Origin of the sequence: Arthrobacter sp. CAU 1506 (assembly GCF_005047635.1) — a bacterium.
Taxonomy (GTDB): domain Bacteria; phylum Actinomycetota; class Actinomycetes; order Actinomycetales; family Micrococcaceae; genus Crystallibacter.
This window is the reverse complement of the sequence record NZ_SUKC01000024.1, coordinates 29,843-51,151: the sequence shown is the minus strand read 5'-3', so window position 1 is coordinate 51,151 and position 21,309 is coordinate 29,843. Positions and strand designations below refer to the sequence as shown.

Below are 21,309 nucleotides of genomic sequence, written 5' to 3'. Positions count from 1 at the left end.
CCCGCGCTCGTGCCCGGAATAGCCCACCGGCACCTGGTAGCGCTCCTGCAGCGTGCTGATCATCCGCAGGTTCGCCTCTTCCGGCGGCAGCGGGTAGGTCGAGGTCGCGTGCATCAGGATCAGTTTGTCCGTGCCCAGGGTCTCCACGGCCTTGTCGATCTGCTCGATCGTGGACATCCCGGTGGACAGGATGACCGGCTTGCCGGTCTCGCGCAGCGCGGTGAGCAGGTCCAGGTCGGTCACCGAGGCGGAGGCCACCTTGTGGGTCAGCGCGCCGGCCTCTTCCATGAACGCGACCGAGGGAACATCCCACGGCGAAGCGAAGCAGTGCAGCCCGCGGTCGGCGGCGTGCGAGATCAGCTTCTGGTAGATCGGCATGTCGAACTCCACCCGGTACCGGTAGTCCAGGTAGGTCATCTCGCCCCACGGGGTGGAACGCATCTTGTCGCGCATGTCCGCCGGGGTGGAGATCTCCGGGGTGCGCTTCTGGAACTTCACCGCGTTCGCGCCGGCCTCCGCGGCCACGTCGATCAGCTGCTTGGCGATCTCGATGTCGCCGTTGTGGTTGATCCCGATCTCGCCGATCACGTAGACCGGCTGCCCGGCACCGACCTGCACGTCACCGATCGCGACGGGAGCCGGCGCACCGGCGGGGACAGGGTTCGAAACGGTAGCTTCGGTAGTCATGGGCTGCACTCTTTCTGTTGTTGCTGTGGCTTGTTCGGGGCGGCCGCCTTCGTCGGCGGCACCGCTGCGTGCGGCGAGGATGAGTTCGCAGACCTCGCGGACCGCGCCTTCGCCGCCTTGGCGCTGCAGCACAGTCCGTGCCGCAGCTTTGACCTCGGCGCGGGCATCGCCCACAGCCACCGGCCAACCAACGACGCCCATGGCGGGCAGGTCGTTGACGTCGTTGCCCACGTAGGCAACCCGATCGGGATCCAGCCGGTGGGCGGCCATCCAGGTTTGGACAGCCCCGGCCTTGTCTGCGACGTCCTGGAGGACGTCGACGCCGAGCTTCCGCGCCCGGGCACTGACCACCGCGTTGCGTTCGGTGGACAGAATCAGTTGGGGAATTCCGGTGCGGCGCAGCCGGGAGATTCCCATGCCGTCTTCGCGGCTTACCCGGACGAATTCCTCGCCCTCGGCATTCACGAAGGCGTGGTCGTCGGTGTGGACGCCGTCGAAGTCCATCACCAGGGCATCCACGTCGAGGCTGCCGGTCCGGGGCGCGGTGGCCTGGTCGGCCAGCGCGCGGACCACGGCGAGGTCCTCCAGCGAGTCGATTTCGACGGCGTGCTCGGCGGGCACTTCCTGCAGCTTCAGCCGGCCGAAGAAGCGGTGTTTGCGGGCCAGGAAACCCTCGGTGCTCATTGCGTAGAACGCGCCGGTTTCGCGGTACTGGGGTGTGCGGTCCTGCCGGCGGGGACGCACTTCGGCGCTGTGCCCGACGGCGGTGACGGCACCGCCGTCGTCGTGCATCCAGTGGAACGCGTGGCTCTCGGTGACGGAGAAGGCGACGTCGGCGCGGCCCTCCAGCACATCCAGCACGGCTTCGTTCAGGTGCGCCGGTTCGATGAAAGGAGAGGTGCACTGCAGCAGAACCGTGACCGCGGGCTGCCGGGGCAGCGACGCGAGGACGTGGAGCACGGCAGATTCGCTGCTGGCGGTGTCACCGGAGAGGTCCGACGGGCGCATCACCACGCGGGCGCCGCAGCGTTCGGCTTCGGCGGCGATGTCCGGATGATCGGTGCTGACGACGACGTCGGTCACCGCCGGCGCGGCCAGCGCGCTGTCGACGGCGCGGGCTACCAGGCTGCGCCCCGCCACGGGCTTCAGGTTCTTGAACGGGATCCCTTTGGAGCCGCCGCGGGCCGGGATGACGACCAGGACTTCCTGCGGGTCGGTGTAACTCATTGAAGCCACGGTAGGAAGGGTCGGTAACGGCCGGGGGTGGCCAAGGTTACGGGAAGGCGAGCAGCAGCGGACGTTTAGCCCAACCCGCCCCACGGTTGCCTATCTGTGGCCGATAGTGCCGCCGACAGTACGCTTGGAGCATGCCCGGGCCCCGCTCTTCGCGCCGCAGACCACTGCGGATTGTGGTGCCCAGCCGCAACGACCCGTTCCTCAAGCAGTTCACTGAGCTGGTGGGCGGACCGCTGGGCCGGCACAGCGCGCCGGGCCTGGTCTCGCCCGGTTTCTTCACCGTGGAGCGCGTGCTGATCATCTTGACCACGTTCGCCGCGCTGCTCTCGGTCCTGGTCAAAACGCCGTGCCGGCTGGACGGTTGGGCGCTGCCGGACTACTTCTACATGGGCTGCTATTCGGACTGGCCGGTGTTGTTCGAAACCCGCGGGCTGGCCGACGGCGTCATGCCGTTCGTCAGCGCGGGCAGTTCATTTGAGTACCCGGTGCTGCTGGGGCTGCTGGCCGGGGCGACAGCGTGGCTGGTTCCGGGCGAAGGTGTCTCGCCCGAACGGGCACTGGCCTATTTCGACATCAACGCCACCCTGGCGGCCGTGGCCTGGCTGGTCACGGTGCTTGCCACCGCGCGAATGAGCCACCGGCGGCCCTGGGATGCAGCCATGGTGGCGCTGGCGCCGGCCATCGTGCTGGCCGGGACGATCAACTGGGACCTGTGGGCTGCGATGCTGGCGGCACTGGCGATGCTTGCCTTCGCCAGGCGCCGCCCTGTCCTGGCCGGTGTGTTCATTGGCCTCGGCGCGGCGCTCAAGTTGTACCCCGTGCTGATCCTTGGAGCCATCCTGCTGCTGGCAATCCGGACCGGCCGGTACCGACCGTTGGCCGCGTCCGCTGCTGCCGCGGCTGCGGTGTGGCTGGCCACCAACCTGCCGTTCATGTTGCGCGACTTCGGCGGTTGGTTCCACTTCTTGGACTACAGCCGTCAGCGCGAGGCTGGCTACTCGTCCATTTGGTACGCCTACAACCTGACCGCGCAGCGGCAGCAGTTGCCGGTCCTCAGCCCGGAGTTCATCAACACCGCATCCTTCCTGCTGTTCGCGGCAGCCTGCGCCGGGATCGCCGTGCTGGCCCTGACGGCGCCGCGCCGTCCGCGGATGGCATCGCTGGTTTTCCTGGTGGTGGCCGCGTTTGTGCTCACCAACAAGGTGTACTCACCGCAGTTCGTGGTCTGGCTGGTACCGCTGGTGGCCCTGGCCCATCCACGCTGGCGCGACTTCCTGATCTGGCAGTTCTTCGAAGTCATGCATTGGTGGGCAATCTGGATGCACTTGGGCCAGGTCACCAGCGCCGGCGAGGCGGCGCGCAACCTGGACGCCCCGTACTACGTGCTGGCGGTCTTGGCGCATATAGCTGCAACGGTATACATCATGTGGAAGGTAGTCCGGGCGATCTGGCTGCCTGAGCACGATCCGGTCCGGCGCGTGGATACCGATGATCCCCAAGGAGGCGAGTTCGACGGCGCCGCCGACAGGTTCGTGCTCCCAGTGCCTGGCCGCGTCCCTGCGGGGCCCGGGAGCCTCTCCGCGGGGTCCGGCCGGTTACCCGCTTCGGCGGGCCACTTTGCCACGGGGCGGCACCTTGCCTCGGGGGACGGCCGCTTCCCCGCTTCGGCGGGCCACCTTGCCACGGATCGGGCGGAATCCGGGACCGAAACGGGCGCGACCGCATCTGAATATTCCCTAACCGACATAGACCCACCGCGGCCGTCATCGCGGTGGCCGGGCATTGCCAGCGGGGACACGCAGGGCACAAGGTTGAACGGACAGCCGGAAGGGGAAGATGAGTCGTGACGGACGTAGCGGTAGTCGGCGCCGGGCCGAATGGTTTGGCGGCGGCCGTGATCATGGCGCGGGCCGGCTTGGATGTCACGGTCTTCGAGGCGGCGGCCACACCCGGTGGCGGCGCGCGAACCCTGGAACTGATCAAGCCCGGGTACTGGCACGACGTGTGCTCGGCAGTGCACCCGATGGCAGCAGCCTCGCCCTTCTTCAGGGACTTCGGGCTGGACCAGCGGCTCGAGCTGCTGGTGCCCGAGGTCTCGTACGGTCAGGTGATCGACGGAGCCGCCGCGGCTATCGCCTACCGCGACCTGGACCGGACCGTCGACGGATTGGGCGCCGACGGCGCCGCCTACCGGCAGCTGATGCGGCCGCTGGTCCACCGGGCGGACGCCCTGTTGGAATTCACGATGGATCAGCTGTTGCAGATACCGGCCAACCCGGTCACGGCCTTCCGGTATGGGATCAGGAACTTGGAGCAGGGCTCTCCGGCGTGGAACCTGCGCTTCAAGGAACAGTTCGCCCCGGCTCTCCTCACCGGTGTTGCCGCGCACACGCCCGGCGGGGTCCGGCGCCTCTCCGCGGCGGGAGCGGGGCTGATGCTCGGAGCGCTGGCGCATGCCGTGGGATTTCCCCTGCCCGTCGGAGGGTCTCAGGCCATCATCGACGCCATGGTTCAGGACCTGAGGGCACACGGCGGCCGCCTTGAGACCGATCATCGGGTGACCTCGCTGGCCCAGCTGACCGATGCCAAAGCGGTCATGCTGGATATCGCGCCGACCGATCTGCTGCGGCTGGCTGGCGGCCGACTCCCCGCTGCTTATGCGCACGCTCTGAGGCGGTACCGCTACGGTCCCGGCGCCGCCAAAGTCGATTACATCCTCTCCGGGCCGGTGCCATGGGCGCATCCGGAGCTGCGCCGGGCCGGCACCGTGCACCTGGGCGGCACACGCGATCAGATTGCGGCGTCCGAACGGGCCATCGCCCGCGGCCGGCACTCGGAGGATCCGGTGATCTTGGCGGCTCAGCCAGCTGAGTTTGATCCCTCGCGTGCGCCTGCCGGAGGCCACATCCTCTGGGCCTACTGTCATGTCCCGCGCGGATCCACGCGCGACATGGAGCGCGTTATCACCGCAGCACTGGAACGGGCCGCCCCGGGCTTCACCGACCTGGTGGTGGACTCCAGGAGCATGTCCGCGGCCGACTTCGAGGTGTACAACCCCAACTACGTCGGCGGCGACTTCGGCACCGGCGCGGTCACCATGGCGCAACTCGCCGCGCGCCCGATCCTGAGCCCCAAGCCATGGCAGACCCCGCTGCACGGCGTCTATCTCTGCTCCGCAGGAACACCTCCCGGCCCCGGCGTGCACGGGATGGCCGGCTACCGGGCCGCAGAACTGGTGTTGAAAGAGCAATTCGGATTGGCTGTACCCTCCCTGAGTCCTTAAGGCTGTAAGTCCGAAAGCGTCGAAGCGCTGAAGCCTTGAAGCCCTGGCCATGGACCGCAAGCCCTGAGGCCGTGGACCCAGCAGCCCGTGAGCCGAGAGTCCGCTAACCCATGAACCTGTGAGCCGTGGCCCGCAGGGCAGATCGAAGGCAAGATGGGTCCCATGGATCCAGTAGCGGCCCTGAACGAAATCGCCTTTTGGCTGGAGCGCGAACTGGCGCCCACTTTCAAAGTGCAGGCGTTCCGGAGGGCGGCCGCCGTGGCAGCCGAACTGGAACCTGACGAACTGGCCGAACGGGCCCGCAGCGGGCGACTGAAGAATATGAAGGGGATCGGGGCCAGCACCTTCGAGGTTATTCGGCAGGCGGTCGACGGTGAAGTGCCCGCTTATCTGGTGAAGGTCCGGGAACGCTCGGCGGCACCGCTGGCCGAGGGTGGCCACGAGCTTCATCAGGCGCTTCGCGGCGATCTCCATTGCCACAGCGACTGGTCCGATGGCGGGTCGCCGCCCCAGGCTATGTTCGACGCCGCTCACTGGCTGGGCCGCGACTACCTGGCCCTGACGGATCATTCCCCCAACCTCACGATCGCCAACGGCCTGAGCGAGGAGAGGCTGGCACGGCAGCTTGAGCTGGTGGCAGAGGCCAATGCCGCGTCCGGTGGCTTGCGGGTGTTGACTGGAATCGAAACGGACATCTTGGAGAGCGGCGAGCTGGATCAGACCCCTGAGATGCTTGAACAGCTGGACGTGGTTGTCGCTAGCGTGCATTCCAAGCTCAGGTCCGACCGTGCAACTATGACCCGGAGGATGCTCGGAGCCATCAACAACCCGCGCACCAATGTGCTGGGCCACTGCACAGGACGGCTGGTCACCGGGGGACGGGGAACCCGACCGCAATCGGAGTTCGACGCCGAGCGCGTGTTTGCCGCCTGTGCCGAGAACGCCGTCGCCGTCGAAATCAACTCCCGGCCGGAGCGGCAGGACCCACCGGATGAACTGATCCAGCTGGCGCTCGACGCCGGCTGCCTGTTCAGCATCGACAGCGACGCCCACGCGCCCGGTCAGCTGGATTTCCTCCATTACGGTGCCGAACGTGCTGCCAAAAACGGCGTCCCCGCCGAAAGGATCATCACCACATGGCCGGTCGAGCGCCTCCTGGAGTGGTGCAGCCAAGGGAGGTAAAGCCGTCCTCCGCGGTTCCAGGAGCCGTTCCAAGTAGGACAGGTTCCGCCCATGGTTCCGCTGCCCTCTTGCGGTGATACGCATCGACTCTTGCGGTGATTCGCATCGATTCGGCAGTGTCGTTCGAGGTTGGCAAGAGGGGCGAATTGTCACGCTGCCCAGAGCGCAGGCGAATCCACGTCTCATTGTCGGACTGCGGTTTTGCGGCATTGCAGGGGGCACCATCGGAGGCCGGCTCTATTGGGGTGTGCGGAGTGGTTGGGGTGGGATGTGGGTTTGCCAGTAGGTGTTGCGCAGGGGGTGGCGGTCGGGGTCGATGTAGTCGGGCGGGGTGAACCAGGGGATGCCGTCGCGGACGGTGATGTTCCAGTTGCCTTGCTCGATCAGGTCGTGGTGGAGTCCGCAGAGGCAGACGCCGTTGTTGACCTCGGTGCGGCCGCCGGCCCACCAGGGCACGATGTGGTGCGCTTCGGTCCAGAACACTGGCATGGTGCAGCCCGGGAACGCGCAGCCTTTGTCCCGGATGAGCAGTGCCCGGCGGATCGCCCGGTTGAAGAACCGTTGCGACCGGCCCAGGTCCAGGACTTCGCCTTGGGAGCCGAGGATCGCGGGGATGATCTCGGCGTCGCAGGCCATCCGGCGCACCGTTTTGGCCGAGACCGGGCCGTTGAATACCGCGGTGCCGCCGCCGGTGAGCAACCCGGCGAGTTGTTCGTAGCCGGCGGTGACCATGACCTGGGTGCGGTGCCCGCCGGAGTCGGGGAGCCTGCCGGTGTTCAGCGCGATCCGGCAGGCGCCGACCAGCCCGGCCAGCAGCTTCTGCGCCCTCGTGAAATCGTCCAGTCCTTCCAAGACGGCCGGATCCACCACGCCGCTAGCTGACTCTGCCTCCGCAGGATCGCCATCTTCCTCGCGCAGAGGTGTGGGCGATGCGGAGCCCTTCTCGGTGCGGCGGGCGTCTTCGCTTCCAGCTACCGCAATACCGGTCTCGGTCTCCGTGGGTCCAGCGTGCCCGGCGTTGCCGATAGTGCCGGGGGCCGGGGCGCCGTCCCCGTGCAGGCCTGCGTCGGTGGCCCCGCTCTCGCGCGGGTTGGTGCCGGCCGGGGTGGCGGCGGTTTCGATGGCGTCGGATTGGATGCGGGGGTTCGCGGCGCTGTTCATCACGGTAGCGAGGGCTTCGTATTGGTCGTCGGTGGTGTTGATGACGAACTGGTGCAGTCCGCGCCGGCGTCCGCGGTAGAACATGCCCTGCCGGGACCGCAGTTCCTCCTCCGAGGGCTCGCCACCGTCCTGGTCGACCGCTGTCTCCCAGGTCTTCGCGACCATCGCCAGCGTGTCCGTGTCGGTCTCGGCGGCCTGCCGGACCAGTGACGCTTCCATCGCCTCCAACGTCCCGGCGTCGGGCGCGGCGTGGCGGGCACGGCCGATGGAATCGGTGACCAGGGCCGCGACGCCGCCGCTGATGTCCCCGGCGGCCATCGCCTCGGCCAGCACCGGCAGGGCCGGGGTGCCAGGTTCGCCGTCGAACCGCACCGGCGCGGTCACCGCCTTGCCGACCCGCAGCCTGCGCCGCGCTTCGATGATGCTGATCCCCAGCCTTGAGCGCAGGTACTCGGCGTTGTTCCGGAACTCGGTCTTCCGCCGCCGCCGCTGTTTCCGACCCGCACCGCCCGGCCCCGCGATGCCTGGCCCCGCGGGGTCAAGACCACCCGGCCCGCCACCGGGACCGGGACCACCGCCGGGGTCGTTTCCGGAGCCGGCACTGATCGCCGCGGCCGGGTCCGTCCACCCCGCCTCGCCGGCATCAGGTGTGCCAGCAAGGGTGCTGGTGGTGGTGGCTGCGGTTTCCCCGTTCGCGGCGATGTCCGCCCGCTCCACCGCATAGGCGCCGACGGCCTGCAGGAACTCCACGACCTTAGCAACGTCCTCGACCGCTGCTACCGTGTTAGCCAACTCACGGGTGCTCAGCGCCCCGGACCCGGCGGTGAAACAGTCGGCGATATCCTGCAGCTGAACGCGCACCTCGGAGAGGGATTCTTCCATCTCCCCGGTCCGGTCCAACGGTGCGAGCGCCATACCACAATTTTATTCGTACACACATTCGACCCGCCATCGAAACAGCCCAATGTGTAGGAATAGTGGGCGGTTGGGCATGGTCACTCGAAACGTCGCGCTGAACCTAAAAACCTGTGCCCGGCGGTGACTCAGGGGATGCCGCAGCCAGGGCGCAGCGTTGGCCCAGGGCGCGACGCCAACGCAGGGACGCTGCGCCTAGGCCCAGGCGCGCAGCGCCGAAGAACCACCATTCCGAAGCCTGCGGGAGCCAGGCAACACACCGACCGGCATGACGTCGCTTCGTGAGCACCAACCCGTCCGGCCACAACAATGGAGGCCGACCAACGAACCCACGGACTTACCGGGTCACCCCCGGCACATGCGCGGCTGCCGCCTCGGTGATGCTTCGCGGTGCCGAGAGCCGGCCGTCGCGCATGGTGGCCACAGCATCGGTAAGCGGAATGAATTCGGTGTCGTGGGTAACCATGACCGTCGCGAAGTCGAATTCCCGCGTCACCTGAACGAGCAACCGCACAACCGCCTCGGAGCGCTCATGGTCCAGCGCCGCCGTCGGCTCATCGACCAGCAATACCCGTGGATTGCCCATCAGCGCCCGCGCGATGTTGACCCGCTGACGCTGCCCTCCGGAAAGCTGGTGCGGACGGCGGTGGGCGGCGTCCGCAAGTCCCACGATGTCCAGTAGCTCCAAGCCGCGGGACCGGGAGTCCCGTGGTTTCTCTGCGCGCAGGTGCGCGCCGATCTGGAGTTGTTCCAGTGCCGTGAGCGAGGCCAGCAGGTTGGGCTGCTGGAAGACAATCCCCACCTTCTGCCGGCGCAGTTCGGCAGACTCTTTCCGGCTCAGGGCTGTGGCATCCACGCCGTCCACCAGTACGACGCCGGACGTAGGCCGGATGAGCGTGGCGGCGACCGCCAAGAGGGACGACTTGCCGGAACCGGACGGTCCCGCCAAGGACGTCAGGGTGCCGGCCGGAACCTGCAGGTTGACCTGATCCAGTGCCTTGGTGGTGCCGTCGCCGTCAGGGTAATCAAGGGTGACGTTGAGAAGACTGAGTGCGTGTGCCATGGAAATGTTCCTTCGGGAATCGTTGCGAGGAGGTCAGGAGACTGAAGTGGTCAGCAGACGGGGGTATCGGGGCCGGACCGGAAGCGTCAGCTGCCGCCGAGCGCCGTCAACGGGTCCACCCGCGTCACCCGTCGAACCGCGAGCACGGCACCGGCCATGCCGAGGACCACGATTCCGGCAATGGGCAGCAGGGTGCTGGCCGGGGTCAGCAGAAAGGGTGCGGCCTGGGAAGCGAAGACGCCGCCCAAGATTCCGATGCCTCCGCCGGCCGCCGCGCCGCAGGCCAACACCACCATGGCCTGTGTCAACGCGTCGCGGAGCAGGTAGGCGTCCGAGCTGCCCATGGCTTTGAGCACGGCGATGTCGCGAGTGCGCTGGATGGTCCACACGGTCAGGAAGGCCACGATGACCAGCGCGGAAATGCCGTACAGGAAGCCCTGCATCAGCATCAGCGACCCGTTCTCGCTCTTGTAGGAGCCCAGCGCTTGGAAGGCCCCGCTGACCGAGGTGGCGGTGGTGCCGGCAGCCTCATTGGCGGCAGCCGCTGCCGGTCCGGACAGATCGCCGTCGGACAGTTGAGCGGCAATAGCGGTGGCGATCGGACCATCGGCGGCACCGCCGTCGTTAATGTGGCTGACCTGCTGCCACTTGTCCAGCGACGTCCATACCACCGGCGTGTGGGAGTACCACTGGTCGTCGACGACGTCGGAGACCTCCAGATCCCGACCGGCCAGTTGCACGGTATCGCCCACTTCAGCGCCCAGATCGTCGGCCGCCGTCCGGCTTAGTACCAGGGAAGTGTCGGTCACGGGGGAAGGGGCCAGCGCGCCGCCGGGCTCGACGCCGAACACCGCCACATTCGTGCTGCCGGCCCCACTCAACCGGGTCTGGCCGACCCCGAAGGCTTCCGCACTTTCCACGCCGGAGGCCCGCTGCCAGATGCGCACCTGCTCCCGGCTGATCTGCGACTCGGTGAACGAGGCGGTGGGGCTATTGCCGGTGGCCGAGCCGAACACGACGGCGTTGGTGCCGGCGGAGCCGAGCTGCCGGATGGCGGACACGGATTGGTTTCCCAACCCGGCGGTGAGCCCGGACAGCATCACCAGCAGCAAAGTAATCAGGGCCACCACGGTGCCCATAAGGAGGAATCGGCCCTTTGCGAACCGGATATCCCGAAGTGCCAGGAACACGATGAACCCTACTTTCATTGCTTGGCTGCCCCGATGTGCGGGCTGGTTCCAGCGTCCCGCGGCGGGCATGCGCGCACATCAGGTGGCTGGTTGATCCGCGGCCCGCGATCAGTTGATCTGCCGGTCAACCGATCGGTTGATGCCCGCGCAATTGAACCTCGGTACGCTGAGGACCATGCCTGCCCAGTCCCGTCCGCACGACCGAACCGGAGCAGCGCGGAACGGGAACGCCACGGCCACATCGATGGCGCCGAAGCCGGCGGAGAGTCCCGAGGCAGCGGCACCGGCCGGCCAACTGGTACTCCGCATCCTGCGCGTGGGCCTGCATGTGGGCTTTGCCGGCCTGCTCGCCCTGGCCATCGCGGCGACGTTGGCCGCGGATCCGGCCAGTCCAACCGCTTACCTCGCCGTCGCCCTGGCCGTCCTGCTCGCGGCCGCATACGTGGCCGGGACGGTCTGGGAAAAACGCCGCAGCTCCTCAGGAGCCGACCGGGACCTCAATTCTTCAGGAACCGGCCGGGACCTCAATCGCTATGCACCGTGGTGGCTGGCACTGGTCACCCTGCTGTGGACCTGTCTGGTGTTGTTGAGCGGAAACTTCGTCTGGCTGGCCTTCCCGCTCTTCTTCCTCCATCTGCACATCCTGCGCACGTGGCATGCGGTGATCGCCGTCGCGGTTCTCACCGGCCTGGTGATCGCCTCCCAGTGGTGGCACTCCGGCAAGCTGGAGGCTGCGATGCTGATCGGCCCGATGGTCGGGGCGGTGTTCGCCGTGTTCATGGGCATGGCCTACCGGGCGCTTTATCTGGACGCCCAGAACCAGCGCTTGGCCTTGGCGGAACTGCGCCGGACCCGGGCGGAACTGGCCAGCTCCCAGCATGAAGCCGGTGTGCTGGCAGAGCGCGGCCGGCTGGCCAGCGAAATCCACGACACGTTGGCCCAGGGACTCTCCAGCATTGTGTTGCTGTCCCGTGGCGCCGCAGCCGCGCTCGACGCCGGACAGCCGGACACTGCGGCGGAGCGGATCCGGCTGATGGAGTCCACCGCGTCGGACAATCTGGCAGAGGCCCGGCGGTTTGTCCGCGGCCTGTCCTCGCCGCAGCTCGACCCTCAGCCGGGCCAGCAGCCTGATCCGCACCTCCCGGAGCACGACGCCCAGTCCGACGGCGCGCCCACCACCCAGCCCACCCGCGCGCCTACTGCCCTTGTGCCCAGCCTGCAGCGGCTGTGCGCAGCGACGGAGAGCCAGGCCGCCGGGTCCGGCCGCCCGCTGCGCTGCCGCTTCGTGCTGGACGGCCCACCGGTGCAACTGCCGCCGGCCGTGGAGGTGCTGCTGCTCCGGGCCAGCCAGGCGAGCCTGGCCAACGTGCTGGAGCACGCGCAGGCGAGCACCGCCGTCGTCACGTTGGGTTTTTTGCCGGACGAGGTCACCGTGGACATTTACGACGACGGTGCTGGCTTCGATCCCTCGGCCGCCGGTCCCCGGGAGGACGGCAGGGGGTTCGGGCTGCGGTCGCTCGCGGAGCGGGCCGCTGCGCTGGGCGGCACCATGACGGTTGAATCCGCTCCCGGCGAGGGCACAGTGGTGGCGGTCCGCCTGCCTTTACCCGCCGCCGGAGAGGAACGGCCGTGAACGCGATCAGGGTCCTGCTGGTGGACGACCACCCGGTGGTCCGCGCCGGGCTGCGCGCCATGCTGGCGGACTTCGAGGGCATCGAGGTGGCCGCCGAGGCGTCGGACGGGGCGGCCGCGCTGCGCGAACTGGACCGGCTGGACGCCCTGGACGAACCAGTCGATCTGGTGCTGATGGATCTGCAGATGGGCACGGGGATGGACGGCGTGACCGCCACGGCCAAGATCGCCGGGCGCGCCGCCGAGGGAAAATCGGCGCCGCCGGTGCTGATCCTGACCACCTACGACACCGACGCGGACATCCTGGCGGCGGTGGAGGCCGGCGCCAGCGGCTACATGCTCAAGGATGCCCCGCCGGAGCAGATCCGCGAGGCAGTATTGGCCGCTGCGGCGGGCCGCACCGCGCTGGCGCCGGAGGTCGCCGCCCGGCTGATGGGCCGGATGCGCAGCCCGCAGCCTGCCCTCAGTGCGCGCGAGGTGGAACTGCTGGAGCTGCTGGCCACCGGGATGGGCAACCGTGCCATTGCCCGGCAGCTGTACATCTCCGAGGCCACGGTCAAGACCCATTTGGTGCACATCTACGCGAAGCTGGGCGTGGAGAACCGCACGGCCGCGATTGCGGAGGCGGTCAAACGGCGGATCATCCGAACCCAGTGAGGGCGGCGGCCGCCGGAGACTGAAACGGCAGCCGCCAGGAAGTAAAGCGGGCGGTGCGTCGAAGCGCCAGTCGGAGCGAAACCTTTGACCCAGCGGTGCGGCAGCTCCGGCGCCACCGTATATCGTGCAAAGAGGCGGCTTCCCTTGCTGCCAAGAGCTAACGACGGCGGTGCACGGCTGCCGCGAGGAGGTACAGATGCGTCTGGGAACAGTACGGCGGAACGGCACCACACAGGCGTTCCGGCAGGACGGCGACACCACTGAATACCTGCCGGCCAGGGACGTGGGCGACCTGCTCCAGCGCGATGACTGGCGCACGCTCGCCGGCGAACCAGGACCGGCGCCGGAGCACTCCGAGCTGGAGATGCCGATCCTGCGCCCGGGAAAGATCCTGTGTGCCGGCCTGAACTACTACGCGCACGCCGAAGAAGTGGGCCAGGACGTCCCGAAGTACCCCACCATCTTCACCAAGTACGCCAACGCGCTGGTCGGCCCGACGGACGACGTGGTGCTGCCCGCGGCCAGCAGCAAGATCGATTGGGAAGCCGAACTGACCGTGGTGATCGGCTCCCGGGTGAGGCAGGCCGACGAGGCCGGCGCCCGCGCCGCGATCGCCGGCTACACGGTGATGAACGACGTCTCGGTCCGCGACTGGCAGGGCCGGACCTCGGAGTGGTTCCAAGGCAAGAACTGGGACCGGACCACTCCGGTGGGCCCCGTCGTCGTCACCGCGGATGAGCTGGACCCGGAAGCCGGGCTGGCGGTGGAATGCGAGCTGGACGGCGCCACCAAGCAGTCGGGCAACACCTCAGACCTGATTTTCTCCTGCGCCAAGCTGGTGTCCTACGTCAGCGAATTCATGACCCTGGAGCCCGGCGACCTGTTGGCCACCGGAACGCCCGCCGGCGTGGGATTGGCCCGGAAACCGCGCGAATGGATCCCCGCCGGGGCACAGATGGTCACCCGGATCGAGGGGATCGGGGAACTGCGCAACCACTGCGTGCCAGAAGAACAAAGCTGAAACGTCGCATTTACCGGACCCGCGGCTTAGGATCAATCCGTGGCACAAACCCGGCTGTACGGGCGAGAGGAAGAGGTGGCGCAGTGGCGCGACCTCGCCTCAGCCGTGGAAGCCGGCCACAGCATCGAATTGACAGTCAGCGGCCCCTCCGGGATCGGCAAGACCACGGTGCTGGAAACGCTGTTCGCGGATGCCTCCTCGCGCGGCTGGAAGCTGCTGCGCGCCGCCGGCGCCGCCCGCCGTTCGCTGCCCGGTTCCATGTTCTGGCAGTGGTTCGCGCCGCTGGCGCAACAAATGCCGGACCACGGTCCGCCCTTCGACGGGCAGGGCCGGGTGCTGCATTCGTTCCTGACCTCCGCCGGCGGTCCGCTGCACAAGGACGCACTGACCTATTCCGCGTCCTGGGTGCTGCGCTCGCTGGCCCAGGAGGCCCCGGTCATCGCCATGGTGGACGATGCCCAGTGGCTGGATGAACTCTCGCTGCAGTCGCTCTCGGACATGGGGGTCCTGCTGATCGGGGCCCCGCTGCTAATTGTGCGCGGGGTGCGCACCGGCCAAGGCGCCGAACGCGGTGACGGGATCCGGACGGACGCCCTCCTGTTGGACGGGCACGACGGCGGTGCCCGCACCGGTGCGTCCCGAGACGGCGCCTCCCGAAGGGGCTCCACCCGGAACGGCGGCTCCCGGCACAGCGCCGGCCGGCCGGGAGGGCGGGTGCATTGGCCGCTGGAACCGCTGGACCACCGGGCAGTGGCGGAGTGGGCAGCGCACCGGATACCCACCGTGGATGCCGCGGAGGCAGCGCGCATCCACGCGGCGGCCGGCGGCATGCCGTTCTACGTCGAGGAAATCCTGGAACGCGGCGTCGAGGTCGGGACCGACCGGACCAGCGCCGAAGCCGCAGTGCTGGAAGACCGCCTCGCCGCGCTCTCGGCCCAGGAGCGGACGGTACTGGACGCCGCCGTCGTGCTGGGGGAGGACACCAGCCAGCAGCTGCTGGCACGGATGACCGGGCTGCCGACGGACGCTGTGGCCCCGATGCTCAAACGGCTGGCCGCGGACCGTTTTCTGAGCGCGCTGCGCCCCCGGCCACGGGTCCAGCATGCGCTGGTGGCCGAGGCGGTGCTCGCCACGCTGGCACCGGAACGCCGGACCGAGCTGCACGGCCTTGCTGCCGCCGCCTTGCGGGCACAGGGGAGCGAACCGGCCGTCATCGCGGGCCATCTGCTGGCAACCGAACCCGGCAATGATCCCGCTGCAGCCGAAATCCTGCTTGTCGCAGCCAGCGCTGCGCGCCGCACCGGATCGGGCGAGCTTGCCGTCCGAATGATCGGACGGGCGATGGCCGAAGAACGGTTGCCGGCCGAGCTGCAGCGCCGGATCCTGATTGAAGCCTCGCAGGCATATCAGGTGGCCGGCCGCATTCAGGAGGCGGCGGACCTCGGACGCCGGGCTCTGGAGATGACCGAGGAAACGCGGGCCCGGGTAGAGCTGTTGATGGAATTTGCCGAGGCGCAGTACGCCATCAACCGGGTGGAGGAAGCCTCGCGCTGCTTTAGCCAGGCGCTGAAGGAACTGGAGAACGACGAGCATCCGGACACCGAGCTCAGGCGCCGCGTGATTGCGCAGGCCACCGGGGCGGGCTTCCAGCAGCTGCAGTTTGCATCGCAGTACGGCGAGGAGCTGGCGGACATCCTGGCCCAGGATCCGGCCGAGGACGGTCCCAGCGACCGCATGCTGCTCATTCAGGAGGCCCTGCGGCTGAGCGTGACCGGCACGGATGCCAAGCGCTGCGGTGAATTAGCCCTGCGCGGCTATGCCGGCGGCAAGCTGCTGGCGGAGGTCGGCGCGGAATCCAACATCATCAACTATGCAACGGGCGCGCTCAACGGCTCGGAACAGGATGCCGCCGCCTTGGAGCTGCTGGATGCGGCAATCGCCGAGGCACGGGCCAACTCGTCGCCGATGGCCAACGCCACGCTGAGCTACTGCCGCGGCGCCATCCACCTCAACCGCGGACGGCTGCGGCTGGCGCAGATGGACCTGGAAACCGCCATGCAGGCGGCGGACAGCGGCTGGCGGACCTATCTCGAAGTGGCCTGTGTGGTGCTGGCCGAAATCTACCTTGCCCGGGACGACCTTGCGGCGGCCGACGACCTGTTGAAGCGGGTGCCGCTGGAGGAAGAACGCGTGCCGCTGGTCCAGGCCATGGCCCTGCAGCTGCACGGAGTGGTCGCCGCCGGACACGGTGATCACCGGCAGGCCCTGGAGTACTTTTCCGCGGCCATGGACCTGGACGCCGGCCTGGGCCCCACGTTGAGCCTGTGGAAGCGGAGCACGATCGAATCCGCCGCGCGCGCCGGACAGACGGAATACGCCGCCGCCGTCGCCGCCGAGCTGCTGCAGGAGGTCCGGGCCTTCGGCGCTCCCCGACTGACCGGCACGGTGCTGCGGCTGGCCGCGCTGGCCCAGCCCGGGCCGTCCGCCGTGGTCATGCTGCGAGAAGCGATCGCGCTGCTGGAGGCGCACGAGGGCCGGTACCAGCTGGCGCTGGCCTTGGCGGACCTGGCGGAGACCTGCCTTTCGTCCGCACACTCCGGCGACTTGCAGGTGTTCCGCACCGAGTCGCTGGCGGCCGCGCGGAAGTCCTTGGTGCTGGCCAACCGGATCGGGGCCGCGGCAGTGGCACGCCGGATGACCCGGCTGCTGGCGCAGCAGGACTCCCAGCTGCCGTTGATCGCGGAGAACAAGGCCGACCGGCTGACGCCCGCGGAGTACCGGGTCTGCTCATTGGCGGCCAAAGGACTCACCAACCGCAAGATCGCCGCCGAACTGTTCATCACCATCAAGGCGGTGGAATGGCACCTGTCCCGCTCCTTCGCGAAACTGGAAATCAGCTCGCGCAAGGCCCTTCCCACCGTGATGGACCCGCAGGATTGACGGCAGGAGTGACGACAGTCCGCGCGGGTGCCTCGCCGGACCTCCGCTTACCCGACAACGCCACCCGATAGCCACAGTTAGCCACTAGTTAGCCACCGATCAAGGAGGGCACATGCGAGTTTCCGTCCTGCAGGAGGCGGGCCTGCCCCGTCCGTACAACGAATCCAAGCCGCTGATCATCGAAAATCTCGACACGCCGGAGCCCAGGCGGGGCGAGCTCGGCGTCGACATCAGCTATTCCAGCCTCTGCCATTCCGACCTCTCCGTCGTCGACGGCAGCCGGGTGCGTCCCCTGCCGATGGCCCTGGGCCATGAAGCCGTGGGCCGCATCGCCAGCGTTGGTGACGGCGTGGACGACGTGCGGGTCGGTGATCACGTGGTGTTGGTGTTTGTTCCCAGTTGCGGGCAGTGCCGCACCTGCCTGGCCGGCCGCCCGGCCCTCTGTGATCGGGCGGCCGAGGCGAACGGCAGCGGCGACCTGCTGCACGGCCCGGCGCTGCTGCGTTCTCCCGACGGCGCAAGGATCAACCACCATCTGGGCGTCTCCGGGTTCGCCGACCATGCGGTGGTCGCCCGGGAGTCGGTGGTGGTGATCGACGAGGACGTGCCGGACGAGGTGGCCGCGATGTTCGGCTGTGCCGTCCTGACCGGCATGGGAGCGGTGATCAACACCGCGCAGGTTCAAGCCGGGCAATCGGTGGCTGTCTTCGGCCTGGGCGCCGTCGGCCTGGCGTCGGTGATGGCTGCCCGGATTGCGGGAGCAGCGGACGTGGTCGCGATCGATCCGAATACTGCCAAGCATCCCCTGGCACTGAAAGCCGGTGCAACCGCGGTGGGGACACCGGAAGAAGCCGCTGCACTGGCGGCGAAGACGGCCGACGGCGGGGTCGACGTGGCGATCGAGGCCGCCGGTTCCGCGCGCGTGCTGGCCGGCTGCCTGGAGGTCACCAACCGGGGCGGCGCTGTGGTGGCCGTTGGCCTCCCGCACCCGTCCCAGGAACTCAGCGTGCCGGCCCTGCAATTCGCCGGCATGGGCAAGCGCCTGCTCGGCTCGTACATGGGCGATGCCGTTCCGAAGCGGGACATTCCCCGCTACCTCGAGTACTGGCGGCAGGGCAGGCTTCCCGTCGAACTGCTGCACACGGACACTTACCCGCTGGAGCAGATCAACGAGGGCCTTGAAGCCCTGGCCCAAGGGCAGGTGGTCCGCAGGCTCTTTAAAGCCTGAGAGCGGATCGGAACTGAACGCGTGGCCCCAGCGGGTGCCGCAGTTGCCGGCAGGTAGCCGTCACCGCTCAAGACTGATTATGCGGATGCCTCAGGCGTCTGCGTGCTCCGCTCCAAGGCGCGGTGGTGGGTACGCATTTGGAGCAGCGTAGCGTCCAGCAAAGGTGTTGCGACGTGGAGCTTCCTAGCGCGGGCGGCGAGGCCTCCAAGAATGTGCTCGGCCTCAACCGGATCACCGTGCTGGAGGTCCCGGTAGAGCGAGGAGGTGAAAGACGAGCCCGGTTCGGTGAGCAAACCAACACTTTGGGCGTGGCTCGCGGTGCTGACGGCGTGGCCGGCGCTCCGGGCGACCTCTTCCGTCTCGGCGATGGCCCGGAGGATGTGCTCCTCGCCGCCGGCGGCGAGGATATCCCCGATATTGCCGCGAAAGAGGCAGGTGATGACGCCGGCGGAAGCAATGAATGCCCACTTTTCCCACAGCCGCGTCAGCACATCATTTACAACGGTGAGCTCGATGCCGGGCACGTTGAGCGCGCTTGGAATTTCTGCCTTCAACGTCGAACCGTCAAGGGTGCCGACCGTCATCGTACTTAGCGGAGTCATCTGCAGGACTCCGCCCGCCTCGTCGAGGGTTGCGACGATCTTAACGAGGCCGCCCAGGACCTGGCCGGGGTATGCCGCCTGCAGGGCATCGAGGTGGTCCATGCCGTTGAGCAGCGGCAGGATCATCGTCTCCTGCCCGACCGCGGGAGCCGCATCGTGAATCACCTCGGCGAGGGCGGGGGCCTTCACGGCAACGATGAGTAGGTCGTAGTGGTCACCGGGTTCGATCGCCGTGACGATATTCGCCTGCAGGGTGCGGCGGCCGTCCGGCGCGTCCAAGGTCAGGCCATCGCGTGCGAGCACCTCCGCGCGGCGCGGGCGGACGAGGAAGGTGACGTCGCGCCCCGCCTCGATGAGGCGGGCGCCGAAGCTGCCGCCGGTCGCTCCGGCTCCGGCAATCAAGATTCTCATGGGGCTCCTTGTGCGGTGCGCGCTGACGATGCCGATCAGGGTGTGTGACCATTGTTGCGCACACGCTGCCCGTCCCGCTTCAGCAAAAATCCCCACCCAAGACATCACCTGCTGCCGTCGCGCTCCTGTAAGGACCACAGCACCCTAGGGTTTTCTAACTAGGGTGGATTGATCTGGAATACGCGCAGGTCCTCGACCATGATTGAAGGTGTCAGCAACCGGAACGGGAGACCTACCGGAGGCGGCGGTAATCGGATCCGAGTTGGGGGGCCTGCCTTCGGGCGGGTGGATCCAGATGCCGCACACGAAATGGCTCGAAGTGAGTTGGCTAATGGGGAGGCCTGACTTTGAGCCATTTCGTATGCCCGGGCCATGACAGACTGGTTCCGTGGCCCATCTAGACGTCTCCAACATCGACTATTTCCTCTCCGACGGCCGCCAGTTGCTCAACGGCGTCGGCTTCAAGGTCGGCGACGGCGCCAAAACGGCGTTGATCGGTCCCAACGGCACCGGCAAGACGACCCTGCTGCGGATCATCGCCGGGGATGCGACCCCGGACGAGGGCGCGGTGGCGCGCTCGGGCAGCATGGGCATCATGCGCCAGTTCGTCGGCCAGGTTCGCGACCAGACCACCGTCCGGGACCTGCTGGTCAGTGCCGCGCCGCCGGCCCTGGCCGCCGCCGCCCGCGCCGTGGATCAGGCGGAGCTGGCCATGATGGAGCACGACGACGAGCCCACCCAGATGCGCTATGCCCAGGCGCTCGCGGACTGGGGCGACGCCGGCGGCTACGAGCAGGAGACGGTCTGGGATGAGGTCACCATGGCGTCGTTGGGCGTGCCGTTCGACCGGGCGCAATACCGCAACGCGTCCACGCTGTCCGGCGGCGAGCAGAAGCGCCTGGTGCTGGAAGCGCTGTTCTCCGGGCCGGACGAACTGCTGCTGCTGGACGAACCGGACAACTACCTGGACGTCCCGGGCAAGCGGTGGCTGGAGGAGAAGCTGCGCGAGTCGCGGAAGTCGGTGCTGTTCGTCAGCCACGACCGTGAGCTGCTGGCCAACGCGGCCACTCGGATTGTCACGCTGGAGCCGGGTGCCCTCGGTGCCACCGCCTGGGTCCACGGCGGCGGCTTCGAAAGCTACCTGCAGGCCCGCGATGACCGGAACGCGCGGTTCGAGGAGCTGCGCAAACGTTGGGACGAGGAGCACGCCAAGCTCAAAGAGCTGGTGAACATGTACAAGAACAAGGCCGCCTTCCGCTCGGACATGGCTAACCGCTACCACGCCGCCACCACGCGGCTGCAAAAGTTCCTCGAGGCGGGTCCGCCCGAGGCGGTGCCGATCGAACAGAACGTGCAGATGCGGCTCAAGGGCGGGCGCACCGCCAAGCGCGCGGTGGTGGCCGGCAAGCTGGAGCTCACCGGGCTGATGAAGCCGTTCAGTACCGAGATCTGGTTCGGCGACCGCGTCGGCGTGCTCGGCTCCAACGGCTCCGGCAAGTCCCACTTCCTGCGTTTGCTGGCCAGCGGCGGCACCGATCCGGAGAAGGAACACCTGCCGGTCTCCGAGGTGCAGATCGCCGAGGTGCCGCACACCGGAACGGTCAAGCTCGGCGCCCGGATCCGGCCCGGCTTCTTCGCGCAGACCCATGTGCGGCCGGACCTGCTGGGCAAGTCGCTGGTGGACATCCTGCACCGCGGCGACGACCACCGCTCCGGCCTGGGCCGCGAGGCCGCTGCCGCCGTGCTGGACCGCTACGGCCTGGCCCGGCAGGCGGAGCAACTGTACGACTCGCTCTCCGGCGGCCAGCAGGCGAGGCTGCAGATCCTGCTGCTGGAACTGTCCGGCGCCACGCTGCTGCTGCTCGACGAGCCCACCGACAACCTGGACCTGCACTCCGCCGAGGCACTGGAACGGGCCATCGACGCGTTCGAAGGCACGGTCCTCGCCGTCACGCACGACCGCTGGTTCGCGCGCAGCTTCGACCGGTTCCTGGTCTTCGGGTCCGACGGCAAGGTCTACGAGAGCGACACCCCGGTCTGGGACGAGGAACGTGTTGTCCGGGAACGTTGAGCCTGGAAACGCTGTGTCCCGGAACGCTGT

General features: G+C 68.1%; 14 protein-coding genes and 1 pseudogene. 9 read left to right on the top strand and 6 right to left on the bottom strand.

Going from position 1 to position 21,309, the window contains the following annotated elements:
- Positions 1–687: N-acetylneuraminate synthase family protein (locus E4J89_RS18620; protein ID WP_136787708.1), on the bottom strand; the 687-nt coding region annotated here is incomplete at its 3' end.
- 132 nt (positions 688–819) lie between these two features.
- Positions 820–1,914, bottom strand: a pseudogene (locus E4J89_RS18615) (acylneuraminate cytidylyltransferase); the annotation flags it as partial.
- 140 nt (positions 1,915–2,054) lie between these two features.
- Here E4J89_RS18615 and E4J89_RS18610 point away from each other — a divergent pair.
- The 3 genes from E4J89_RS18610 (at position 2,055) to E4J89_RS18600 (ending at position 6,388) form a co-directional block, all read left to right on the top strand.
- Complete coding sequence (locus E4J89_RS18610) at positions 2,055–3,770, top strand: glycosyltransferase 87 family protein (protein WP_136787703.1); 1,716 nt, start codon at positions 2,055–2,057, stop codon at positions 3,768–3,770.
- Complete coding sequence (locus E4J89_RS18605) at positions 3,767–5,206, top strand: NAD(P)/FAD-dependent oxidoreductase (RefSeq protein ID WP_136787702.1); 1,440 nt, start codon at positions 3,767–3,769, stop codon at positions 5,204–5,206. The genes E4J89_RS18610 and E4J89_RS18605 overlap by 4 nt, the downstream gene beginning before the upstream one ends.
- A 162-nt stretch (positions 5,207–5,368) precedes the next feature.
- Positions 5,369–6,388, top strand: coding sequence for a PHP domain-containing protein (locus E4J89_RS18600; RefSeq protein ID WP_136787701.1), 1,020 nt, complete (start codon positions 5,369–5,371; stop codon positions 6,386–6,388).
- A gap of 237 nt (positions 6,389–6,625) precedes the next feature.
- Here the strand turns inward: E4J89_RS18600 and E4J89_RS18595 are convergent, their stop codons facing one another.
- The 3 genes from E4J89_RS18595 to E4J89_RS18585 all read right to left on the bottom strand — a co-directional run bounded on the left by E4J89_RS18595 (position 6,626) and on the right by E4J89_RS18585 (position 10,735).
- Positions 6,626–8,464: an HNH endonuclease signature motif containing protein gene (locus tag E4J89_RS18595; RefSeq protein ID WP_136787700.1), complete on the bottom strand. Its 1,839-nt coding sequence runs from the start codon at positions 8,462–8,464 to the stop codon at positions 6,626–6,628.
- Between the two features lie 337 nt (positions 8,465–8,801).
- A complete protein-coding gene (locus tag E4J89_RS18590) occupies positions 8,802–9,527 on the bottom strand; it encodes an ABC transporter ATP-binding protein (protein WP_136787699.1) in 726 nt (241 codons plus the stop codon).
- Between the two features lie 86 nt (positions 9,528–9,613).
- Complete coding sequence (locus tag E4J89_RS18585) at positions 9,614–10,735, bottom strand: ABC transporter permease (protein WP_240691986.1); 1,122 nt, start codon at positions 10,733–10,735, stop codon at positions 9,614–9,616.
- A gap of 157 nt (positions 10,736–10,892) precedes the next feature.
- Between E4J89_RS18585 and E4J89_RS18580 the strand changes: the two genes are divergently transcribed.
- The 5 genes from E4J89_RS18580 (at position 10,893) to E4J89_RS18560 (ending at position 18,195) form a co-directional block, all read left to right on the top strand.
- Positions 10,893–12,350, top strand: coding sequence for a sensor histidine kinase (locus E4J89_RS18580; RefSeq protein ID WP_346763397.1), 1,458 nt, complete (start codon positions 10,893–10,895; stop codon positions 12,348–12,350).
- Positions 12,347–13,006, top strand: coding sequence for a response regulator transcription factor (locus E4J89_RS18575; RefSeq protein ID WP_136787697.1), 660 nt, complete (start codon positions 12,347–12,349; stop codon positions 13,004–13,006). Before E4J89_RS18580 ends, E4J89_RS18575 begins: the two co-directional genes overlap by 4 nt.
- A gap of 196 nt (positions 13,007–13,202) precedes the next feature.
- The gene (locus tag E4J89_RS18570; RefSeq protein WP_136787696.1) at positions 13,203–14,027 is read left to right on the top strand and encodes a fumarylacetoacetate hydrolase family protein; all 825 of its coding nucleotides are present in this window, start codon (positions 13,203–13,205) and stop codon (positions 14,025–14,027) included.
- Between the two features lie 39 nt (positions 14,028–14,066).
- Positions 14,067–16,967, top strand: a complete 2,901-nt coding sequence (locus E4J89_RS18565) for a LuxR family transcriptional regulator (protein WP_136787695.1) — start codon at positions 14,067–14,069, stop codon at positions 16,965–16,967.
- A gap of 112 nt (positions 16,968–17,079) precedes the next feature.
- On the top strand, positions 17,080–18,195 hold the full coding sequence (locus tag E4J89_RS18560) for a zinc-dependent alcohol dehydrogenase family protein (RefSeq protein ID WP_136787694.1): 1,116 nt from the start codon (positions 17,080–17,082) through the stop codon (positions 18,193–18,195).
- Between the two features lie 77 nt (positions 18,196–18,272).
- On the opposite strand, the gene E4J89_RS18555 is transcribed toward E4J89_RS18560, so the two are convergent.
- Positions 18,273–19,208: a ketopantoate reductase family protein gene (locus tag E4J89_RS18555; protein WP_136787693.1), complete on the bottom strand. Its 936-nt coding sequence runs from the start codon at positions 19,206–19,208 to the stop codon at positions 18,273–18,275.
- Positions 19,209–19,596: 388 nt separating this feature from the next.
- Between E4J89_RS18555 and E4J89_RS18550 the strand changes: the two genes are divergently transcribed.
- Complete coding sequence (locus E4J89_RS18550) at positions 19,597–21,279, top strand: ATP-binding cassette domain-containing protein (RefSeq protein WP_136787692.1); 1,683 nt, start codon at positions 19,597–19,599, stop codon at positions 21,277–21,279.
- The last annotated feature ends 30 nt before the right edge of the window (positions 21,280–21,309 follow it).

Bases quoted from the DNA above. Each gene is read 5' to 3' on its own strand.
- E4J89_RS18610 (WP_136787703.1), top strand. From the start codon at position 2,055: ATGCCCGGGCCCCGCTCTTCGCGCCGCAGACCACTGCGGATTGTGGTG.
- E4J89_RS18600 (WP_136787701.1), top strand. From the start codon at position 5,369: ATGGATCCAGTAGCGGCCCTGAACGAAATCGCCTTTTGGCTGGAGCGC.
- E4J89_RS18595 (WP_136787700.1), bottom strand. From the start codon at position 8,464: ATGGCGCTCGCACCGTTGGACCGGACCGGGGAGATGGAAGAATCCCTC.
- E4J89_RS18590 (WP_136787699.1), bottom strand. From the start codon at position 9,527: ATGGCACACGCACTCAGTCTTCTCAACGTCACCCTTGATTACCCTGAC.
- E4J89_RS18585 (WP_240691986.1), bottom strand. From the start codon at position 10,735: ATGAAAGTAGGGTTCATCGTGTTCCTGGCACTTCGGGATATCCGGTTC.
- E4J89_RS18580 (WP_346763397.1), top strand. From the start codon at position 10,893: ATGCCTGCCCAGTCCCGTCCGCACGACCGAACCGGAGCAGCGCGGAAC.
- E4J89_RS18570 (WP_136787696.1), top strand. From the start codon at position 13,203: ATGCGTCTGGGAACAGTACGGCGGAACGGCACCACACAGGCGTTCCGG.
- E4J89_RS18560 (WP_136787694.1), top strand. From the start codon at position 17,080: ATGCGAGTTTCCGTCCTGCAGGAGGCGGGCCTGCCCCGTCCGTACAAC.
- E4J89_RS18555 (WP_136787693.1), bottom strand. From the start codon at position 19,208: ATGAGAATCTTGATTGCCGGAGCCGGAGCGACCGGCGGCAGCTTCGGC.